The organism is Saccharomonospora iraqiensis subsp. iraqiensis (assembly GCF_000430445.1).
Taxonomy (GTDB): domain Bacteria; phylum Actinomycetota; class Actinomycetes; order Mycobacteriales; family Pseudonocardiaceae; genus Saccharomonospora; species Saccharomonospora iraqiensis.
Map to the genome: position 1 here is coordinate 94498 of NZ_KE387035.1, position 8218 is coordinate 102715.

An 8218-nucleotide genomic window follows, 5' to 3' on the forward strand; every position below is an offset into this window, starting at 1 on the left:
CGCACCGAGCCGCCGCCCGTCGACCTGGGCGGGGCGGGTGAACACGCCGGTGGGGCGGACCGCACCGGGCAGGTCGACCACCCGGACGTCGTCGGCGGTCAGCGTGGCTCCCGTGGGCAGGTCGCGGGCGGTCACCAGCGTCGGACGACCGGACCCGGCGTTCCCACCCGGGACGGCGAGCACGATCCCGGAGGTGACGAACAACACGACGGCGAGGACACGGCGGAGGACGGTGGCCGGGTGGACCCGCCACCCCGTGCGGAGGCGGGTCGTCCGGCGTCGCCGGCCCGCCCGGTCGTTGTCCGGTCCGCCCATGTCGTCCCCCTCACCCCGGTCACGTCGGGGTGACCGGCTCCTCGGTGGAGGGCCGTCCACCCCCCGTCGACTCCGACGGTAGGGACGGGACGGACACCGCGACACCGCGGCACGGCGGGGTTGTGGACAACCCGGACCCTGTGGACGGCGGCGGCGACGACGTCACCGGATGTGCCGCCCACCGCCCGCCGTCGACGCGGGCGGGGTGGTCCGCAGGGTCAGGAGGCGGCCGCCGCCGTGCTGGGCGAACCGCCCGAGCTTCCCGACGAGGACGAGCCGGACGAGCCGGAGGACGAGTTGCCGGAGTTCGAGGACGAGGCGGACCCACCGGAGCCGTTCGAGCTCGCCGAGCCGGCCTGGTCGGACGAACCGGACGAGGTCGAGGAGGACCCGGACGACTCCGAACTCCCGGAGGCCGCGTCGGACGACCCGCTCGACGAGCCGTTGGAGGAAGTCGACTTCGACTCGGAGCGGGAGTCGTTGCGGTAGAACCCGCTGCCCTTGAAGATGACCCCGACGGAGCCGAACAGCTTGCGCAACCTGCCCTGGCACTCCGGGCAGTCGGTCAGACTCGAATCGGAGAACGACTGGACCGTCTCGAACCGGTGGTCGCAGTCCTTGCAGGCGTACTGGTAGGTCGGCACGGGAACTCCTTCAGGCGTTCTGGCACTCTCTCGGTGCGAGTGCCAACGCAATTCTGCGGGATCGGATTCCCGGTGCGCAATCAGGCCCCGGTCACACCGGGGACAGGCACCGGGCGGGGCACACCGGGGCCGGTCACGGCAGGCGGTGCAGGCCCCGGTCCGGGGTGAGCACCGCGTGCATCCGCACGTCGTGCGGCTCGGCGGGCAGTTCGTCCACCAGTTCGGCGTCCCGGATCACCGCGATCAGGTCCGTCCCCGGGGAGGTCAGCACCAGTGACCGGTCGTAGTAGCCCGCGCCCTTGCCCAGTCGCACGCCCCGCTTGTCGACGGCGAGTGCCGGGGTGAGCACCACGTCGGCGTCGGCGATGGCCTCCGGCCCGAGCCGGGGACCCTGCGGTTCGAGCACGGGCATGAACTCGCCCTTGCCCAGCGTCTCGGTGCCGGTGTACTCGGCCCAGTCCAGCGGCCCGCGCTCGGGCGGGATCACCGGGAGCAGCACCCTGCTGCCCTGCTCGCGCAACCGGTCGAGCAGCGCCAGCGACCCGGGCTCGGAGCCGTACGGCACGTAACAGCACACGACACCGGCGTCCAGGTCGGCGACCGCGGCCACCAGCCGCGACGACTCGCTGACCTGCTGTTGTGCCGTGACCGCCGTGCGTGCGGCCTGGATCGAGCGGCGCCACTGCGTCTTGCCACCCTCGAGGGGGCTGTCGTTGTCGGTGTGAGTCACGGGACCAGGCTAGGCTTTGCGGCCATGACGGGCGCCACGAGTGAGACCACGTTCCGGACCGCCATCGTGCCTGCCGCCGGGTTGGGTACGAGATTTCTGCCGACCACCAAGGCCGTGCCCAAGGAACTTCTCCCGGTCGTCGACACACCGGGGATCGAACTCGTCGCGGACGAGGCGGCACAGGCCGGGGCGAGCCGTATGGTGATCGTCACATCCCCGGGCAAGGAGGCGGTGGCCGACTACTTCCGCGACAGCCCCGAGCTGGAGCACGCGCTGGAGAGCAAGGGCAAGACCGAACTGCTCGCCCGCATCCGCCGCGCACCCGGGCTGCTCGACGTCGAGACGGCCCTGCAGGAGCAGGCGCTCGGCCTCGGGCACGCCGTCGCACAGGCCGAACCGAACCTGACCGACGACGATGCCGCCGTCGCCGTCCTGCTGCCGGACGACCTGGTGCTGCCCACCGGGGTGCTGTCCAAGATGGCCGAGGTCCGCGCCCGGCACGGCGGCAGCGTGCTGTGTGCCTTCGACATCCCGAAGGACCGGATCTCGCCGTACGGCGTGTTCGACGTCTCCGACACCGACGACGGCGATGTCAAACGGGTGCACGGCATGGTCGAGAAACCCGCGCCGGACGAGGCCCCCTCCACCTACGCCGCCGCGGGCCGGTACCTGCTCGACCGCGCGGTCTTCGACGCGCTGAAGCGGATCGGCCCCGGCTCCGGCGGCGAACTGCAGCTCACCGATGCCGTCGCGCTGCTGATCTCCGAGGGGCACCCGGTGCACGTCGTGGTCCACCGCGGGGGCAGGCACGACCTGGGCAACCCGGGGGGCTTCCTGCGGGCGGCCGTCGACTTCGCCCTGGACGACCCGGAGTACGGACCGGCCCTGCGCGAGTGGCTGACCGACCGGATCGGTGGTACCGCCGACTGATGACCGGAACCGAGCCGACCGCCGACACCCCGCCCGAGGCCACCGGGCTCCGCTCGGTGGACGACCAGCTCAGGCTGCTGCTCGACGCCGCCGTGCGGCCACGCCCGGTGCGGGTGGCGATCTCCGAGGCCCAGGGGCTGCTGTGTGCGGAGGAGGTCGTCGCCGAGCAGGCGCTGCCCGGCTTCGACCAGGCCGCCGTGGACGGGTACGCGGTGCGCAGCGTCGACGTGCGCGCCGCGGCCGAGGAGCCGGTGCAGATGCCGGTCGTGGGTGAGATCCCCGCCGGGTCGCGCCAGCCCCGCAGACTCCAGCCGGGCCAGGCCGTCAAGGTCGCCACCGGTGCGCCACTGCCCACCCTCGCCGACGCCGTCGTCCCCGCCGCCTACACCGACGGGGGTGTGGCGAAGGTGGAGGTGGCGCACGCGGTGCCGTCCCACGGCTACGTCCGCCGCACCGGCGAGGACGTGCAGATCGGGGACGTCGCCGTCCGCCGGGGTGACACGATCGGGTCAGCCCAGGTCGGGCTGCTGGCGGCCGTGGGGCGGGCGAAGGTCCTGGTCCACCCGCGCCCCCGCGTGTCGATCATCTCGGTGGGCGACGAGCTGGTGGACGTCGACCGCTCGCCCGCCGCGGGTCAGATCTACGACGTCAACTCCTACGCCCTCGCCGCGGCGGCCCGGGACGCCGGCGCCGAGGTGAGCCGGGTGGGCATCGTGCCGCTCGATCCCCGGCGGCTGCGGGAGACGGTCGAGGGCAGGCTGCTGATGTCCGAGGTCGTCGTGGTCGCGGGCGGGGCGGGTGGCTCGATCGGGGAGGAGGTGCAGGCCGCACTGTCCGACCTCGGCGACGTGGACACCACGCGGGTGGCCATGCACCCGGGCTCGACGCAGGCGTTCGGCCGGCTCGGCCCGGACGCCGTGCCCACCTTCCTCATCCCGGCCAACCCGATGAGCGCACTGGTGGTCTTCGAGATCATGGTCCGGCCGTTGATCCGGGCGGCGCGGGGCACCCGGAACCCGCACCGCCGCGCGGTCCAGGCACGCCTGCTGTCGCCGATCACGTCGACACCCGGACGCCGCGGTTTCCTGCGCGGGCAGTTGCTGCGCGACGAGAGCAACGGCGAGTACCTGGTCCAGCCGCTCGGCACGGGCGGGACGCACCTGCTCGCCTCGCTCGCCGAGGCGAACTGCCTGATCAACGTGCCGGAGGGACTCACCGAGGTGGCGGCGGGCGAGCAGGTCCGGGTCGCCTTCCTCGCCCAGCGCGCGTAGTGGGGAACGACGACCCGTAGTGGGGGGCGATGACGTCGACGGGTTACGGCACCCCGTACGGCTCGGAGCCGCGCCATCCCGGCTGGCCCGCCCGGCTCGGACCGGTGACGGTGCCCGGTGGCGTGGTGCGGGTGCGGCCGGTCCGGCTGCGGGACGGCACCGAGTGGAGCCGCATCCGGGTGCGCGACCGCGAGTACCTGCGGCCCTGGGAACCGACCCAGGAGCAGCCGTGGGAGGAGCGCAACGCGCCCTGGATGTGGCCGTCGCAGTGGTCGGCGCTGCGCAGGCTCGCCCGGCGCGGGCAGTGTCTGCCGTTCGCCATCACCGTGGACGGGAGGTTCGCCGGGCAGATCACCGTGGGCAACATCATCCGCGCGTCGCTGCGCTCGGCGTGGGTCGGCTACTGGGTGGCGTCCACGCTGGCGGGGTCGGGGGTGGCGACCGCCGCCGTGGCGCTGGTGACCGACCACGCCTTCGGCGCGGCGCGGTTGCACCGCCTGGAGGCCACCGTGCGCCCGGAGAACCTCGCCAGTGTCCGGGTGCTGACCAAGGTCGGGTACCGGCGGGAGGGGCTGCTGCGCCGGTACCTCGACGTGGAGGGTGACTGGCGCGACCATCTGTGCTTCGCGATCACCACGGAGGAGAGCGGTGACGGACTTGTCACCCGCCTCGTTGACTCCGGTCGGGCGATGTGGTCCTGACCAGCGGTGACGGCGCGTAAATGGCTTTCCTGTGAGCCGGTCGGGTGGTCAAACCACCCGGCGAGTCTCCGCGTTTTCTGTTACTCCTGTGACTAGCGTGGCGACGGTCGGGGTTCGGCACACAGCGTGCGCGGTCGACGGCAGCCGGGCGGGTCCCGGGGCCGGGGGCTGCGGTCGCCGCGTGTGGCGACGAGGAGTATCGGTCGGGGGAGGTGACGGGAGATGCCCAGCTCGTTGATCATCGTGGGGCTGGCTGCGGCATGGTTGGCCGTCCTCGTACCCATGGTCGCCCGCAAGCGGCAGGTGGTCACACAGACCAACGACGCGGCACTGGCCGCGCGGGTCGTGCGCAGCGGGAGCACGCGGGGTGCGGGACACGGTGGATTCACGGACGGGGCCGGGCTGGACGACCGGGAGCCCGGTGGCCGGGATGTCGCCGGTGTCGGCCCGGACGACCGGGTCGACGTCGGGTTCGGTGACCGCGCACCGCTGGGGGACGGCGCGTACGCGGACCACGACGGGATCCACCCCGACGACCCGTACCCCGACGACGGGTACGACCTGCCCGACGACGGGCGCGCCGCCCCGGAGTACGACGACGGGTATGGCGACGACCGGTACGACGACGACCGGTACGACGACGACCGGTACGACGACGGATATGACGACCACGGGTACCCGGTCGACGACGGGCCCGACGACGGTTGGGCACCCGACGAAACCGCCACCGGGGACGGCAGGTCCGCAGGCCCCGTCCCCGGGCGTCCCCGGCGGTACCGGCCCGGCCGCGGCGGCTTCGACCCGGAGGCCGCGGCGCGTACGGCGAAGGCGAAGTACTCCTTCCGCCAGCGGGTGGTGATCCTGCTGCTGCTCACGGCCGCGACGACGGGTGTGGTCGCCGGGGTGACGCTGCCGGTGCTGTGGTGGGCACACGGTGTCGTCGACGCCGTCCTGATCGGCTACCTCGGTTACCTGCGCAGGCAGGTGCGGATCGAGGAGGAGATCCGGCAGCGCAGGCTCGCCCGGATGCGCGCGGCAAGCAGGCGCACGCCGAGCAGGCCGGACCCGCTCGCCGAGATCGAGGTGCTGCGCTCCGACGGTGTCGGGGTGGTCGGCAACGAGCGCAAGCCGATGCCGACCTCGCGCGTGCGCAGGCAGGCCGTGGTGGTGGACCTGGAGGACGAGGACCCAGCCTTCCACGAACTGGACGACCCCGGTCACCTGCCCTATCGGCGGGCCGTGGGGGAGTAGGGACCCCCCGCTTCGACCGGGTCGCGTCGGTTGCTATGCTGTTCCGGCAACCGATAAGGGGCTGTAGCGCAGTTGGTAGCGCGTCTCGTTCGCATCGAGAAGGTCAGGGGTTCGATTCCCCTCAGCTCCACGCGATCGAAGGCGCATCCTGCTCGGCGGGGTGCGCCTTCGCTCTGTTCGGTCCTTCCCCGTGCCGACGCCGACCGGCGGCGTATCGCGCTTCGCGCGCACCCGCCGCGGGTCAACTTCCAGGCCATCCACTCCTGACCCGCATCGAAGTACTCTTCCTCGCCCCGGTAGGTGACGTAGCCGGGGTCGCAGCGTCATCGACCGGCGGTACCGGAGCCCCGCGTCGCGCGCTGGTAGTGGACGACCGCGAGGCCCAGCAGGATCCCCCAGAGCACGAACCACGGGTCCCACAGCGCGAGGTGCCAGTAGAAGGCGTACCAGTCGACTCCCGTGGGGGCCGCCAACACACCGGTGGCCACGAGGAGTTCGGTGCCGACCGTCACGCCTCCGTAGCCGAGCAGCAGCACGGTGGCGGCCCACCCGCCGGCCAGCATCAGGCCGCGGGGGAGGATCCGCCCCCATCGCTGCACCAGGGCCAGGGAATAGACCACGCCGACGACCTTGATGATCGTCGCGCCCCGGACGAGCGGACCGGCCTCGCCGGCGCGCGCCATCCGCTCGAGCTCGCCTCCGATGGTCTCGATCCCGACGAGCCCGCCGAGGGCCCAGTAGAGGCTGATCATCGCGAAGAGGCCGCCCCAGACCGCCGAGGCGTAAGCGGCCCACACGGGCTGCCGACGCTCGCCTCGCGTGGCCGACTCGGTCATGCTCCGCATCGTCCCCGTTCCGCTCCTCGTCGGCCGGTGCGGGCCGTGATCCTCTCGTCAGCGGATCATTCGCTGCCCCAGTCGAGGCGGTCCGCGAGACCCGCCGTGCGGAAGGCCTGCTCCAGATCGTCGCGGCCTTCGGTGAAGTGTGCCCAGCCCTCGTAGTGGACTGGCACGACGCGACGGGCGTCGAGGATCCGGGTCGCCTCGGCGGCTCCGGCGCTGTCGAGGACCAACGGTGCGCCGTCGAAGAGCATGGGGAAACGCGGCGCCCCGGCGAAGAGGAGGGCGGTGTCGATCGGGGCGAAGCGCTCGGCGATCTCGCGAACCGGTTCGAGTGCGGCGTTGTCGCCGCTGACGTACACGGTCGGGAGCCCCTCGCCGGTGAGGACGAAGCCGACGACCTGACCGGCGACGGCTTCGACCTCCTCGCGGGACGCGGGGCCGTGGATCGCGGGGACGGCCGTCACGGTGACCGTTCCCCCGCCCGGTCGATCGAGTTCTGCAGCCTCCCAGTCCTTCATGCCCCGGGCCCGGTCACCCAGACGTTCGCCGCCTCCCGGGGTGGTGAGCGTGAGTGGAATGTCGGGGAGCAGGGCGCGCCCGGCGTCGTCGAGGTTGTCGGCGTGCTCGTCGTGGGAGAGCAGCACCACGTCGACGCGCCCGAGGTCGACCGGGGTGCCGCGCGCGGGGCTCGTCTTGGTGAGGACGGGTCCGACGCTCTCGTGTTCCCCGGGATCGTCGAAGGTCGGGTCGGTCAGGAAACGCAGGCCACCGTACTCGAACAGGGCGGTCGGGCCGCCGAATACGCGAACGGGGTCTGCGGTCGCGGATGCGGACATGAAGGTACCTCTCACGGATGATGTCGTTTTGAACCGTGAGCAGGACGGTACCGATGGATCACGGATAATCGCAAGCTCATACGTGAGAATCATGGATGAGTGATGCGTTACCATGAGGCTATGGACGAGATCGCGACGGTGCAGGCCGACCTGCCACCCGCGCCGGGGGAGGAGGGGTACCTCTCTCTCGCACTCGCCAACAGCGTGGTCACACTTCCCGGGGGGCACCACGTCGACTTCCTGGGGACACCGGAAGCGACCACGCACTGGTTGACGCAGCGCGACCTGGCGCCCGTCGACACGGGCATCCGGGAGATGTGCGCGGCGCAGTTGCGTTCACTTCGCGAACAGGTCAGAGCGCTGTTCTCCGCGCGCGCCGAGTCCCTGCCCGGCCTCCCCGCCGCTGTCGCCGCGGTCAACGACGCGCTGACACGGGTGCCGACCGCTCCGCTCCTGCGGTGGGACGACGACACCGGCCCCTACCGGGCCGCGCCGCACCCGACCACCCGGGTTATCGACCACGCCCTGGCGACGCTCGCGGCGGACGCGGCGGACCTGCTCACCTCGGACGACGCCGAACGGCTCACGTCCTGCGGTTCCGCCCCGTGCACCCGGTTCCTGCTGCGTCGCGGCCGCCGCCACTGGTGTTCGACACGCTGCGGCGACCGTGCGCGCGCCGCCCGCGCCTACGCCCGACG

General features: G+C 72.4%; 10 protein-coding genes, 1 tRNA gene and 1 pseudogene. 7 read left to right on the forward strand and 5 right to left on the reverse strand.

The features are described from left to right. Positions 1 to 315 (reverse strand): SAF domain-containing protein (locus tag ACTIR_RS21095; protein WP_034237749.1); only part of this gene is annotated, 315 nt, incomplete at its 3' end. Positions 316 to 552: 237 nt separating this feature from the next. Here ACTIR_RS21095 and ACTIR_RS27325 point away from each other — a divergent pair. After that, the gene (locus ACTIR_RS27325; RefSeq protein WP_026452950.1) at positions 553 to 804 is read left to right on the forward strand and encodes a hypothetical protein; all 252 of its coding nucleotides are present in this window, start codon (positions 553 to 555) and stop codon (positions 802 to 804) included. A gap of 62 nt (positions 805 to 866) precedes the next feature. On the opposite strand, the pseudogene ACTIR_RS27330 reads toward ACTIR_RS27325, so the two are convergent. Both ACTIR_RS27330 and ACTIR_RS0101410 read right to left on the reverse strand, forming a co-directional pair. Continuing rightward, positions 867 to 959 (reverse strand): annotated as a pseudogene (locus ACTIR_RS27330) (FmdB family zinc ribbon protein); the annotation flags it as partial. Positions 960 to 1092: 133 nt separating this feature from the next. After that, positions 1093 to 1689, reverse strand: a complete 597-nt coding sequence (locus tag ACTIR_RS0101410; protein WP_007023243.1) for a 5-formyltetrahydrofolate cyclo-ligase — start codon at positions 1687 to 1689, stop codon at positions 1093 to 1095. A 24-nt stretch (positions 1690 to 1713) separates the two neighbouring features. Between ACTIR_RS0101410 and ACTIR_RS0101415 the strand changes: the two genes are divergently transcribed. The 5 genes from ACTIR_RS0101415 to ACTIR_RS0101435 all read left to right on the forward strand — a co-directional run bounded on the left by ACTIR_RS0101415 (position 1714) and on the right by ACTIR_RS0101435 (position 5972). Then, positions 1714 to 2619, forward strand: coding sequence for a UTP--glucose-1-phosphate uridylyltransferase (locus ACTIR_RS0101415; protein WP_026452951.1), 906 nt, complete (start codon positions 1714 to 1716; stop codon positions 2617 to 2619). Continuing rightward, positions 2619 to 3890, forward strand: a complete 1272-nt coding sequence (glp, locus tag ACTIR_RS0101420; RefSeq protein ID WP_026452952.1) for a molybdotransferase-like divisome protein Glp — start codon at positions 2619 to 2621, stop codon at positions 3888 to 3890. Before ACTIR_RS0101415 ends, glp begins: the two co-directional genes overlap by 1 nt. A gap of 29 nt (positions 3891 to 3919) precedes the next feature. Next, positions 3920 to 4591, forward strand: a complete 672-nt coding sequence (locus tag ACTIR_RS0101425; RefSeq protein ID WP_026452953.1) for a GNAT family N-acetyltransferase — start codon at positions 3920 to 3922, stop codon at positions 4589 to 4591. A 222-nt stretch (positions 4592 to 4813) separates the two neighbouring features. Beyond that, entirely contained in the window at positions 4814 to 5842 is a 1029-nt protein-coding gene (sepX, locus tag ACTIR_RS0101430; protein ID WP_026452954.1) for a divisome protein SepX/GlpR, read from the forward strand. Positions 5843 to 5899: 57 nt separating this feature from the next. Further along, positions 5900 to 5972 (forward strand) — tRNA-Ala (locus tag ACTIR_RS0101435). A gap of 193 nt (positions 5973 to 6165) precedes the next feature. On the opposite strand, the gene ACTIR_RS0101440 is transcribed toward ACTIR_RS0101435, so the two are convergent. Together ACTIR_RS0101440 and ACTIR_RS0101445 are read right to left on the reverse strand one after the other, a co-directional pair. Further along, positions 6166 to 6678 (reverse strand): DUF3995 domain-containing protein, encoded by a 513-nt coding sequence (locus ACTIR_RS0101440; protein ID WP_065388525.1) that lies wholly within the window; start codon positions 6676 to 6678, stop codon positions 6166 to 6168. Between the two features lie 65 nt (positions 6679 to 6743). Then, the gene (locus tag ACTIR_RS0101445; RefSeq protein WP_026452956.1) at positions 6744 to 7520 is read right to left on the reverse strand and encodes an MBL fold metallo-hydrolase; all 777 of its coding nucleotides are present in this window, start codon (positions 7518 to 7520) and stop codon (positions 6744 to 6746) included. Between the two features lie 120 nt (positions 7521 to 7640). On the opposite strand from ACTIR_RS0101445, the gene ACTIR_RS0101450 reads away from it, so the two are divergent. Continuing rightward, positions 7641 to 8218: CGNR zinc finger domain-containing protein (locus ACTIR_RS0101450; RefSeq protein WP_026452957.1), on the forward strand; the 578-nt coding region annotated here is incomplete at its 3' end.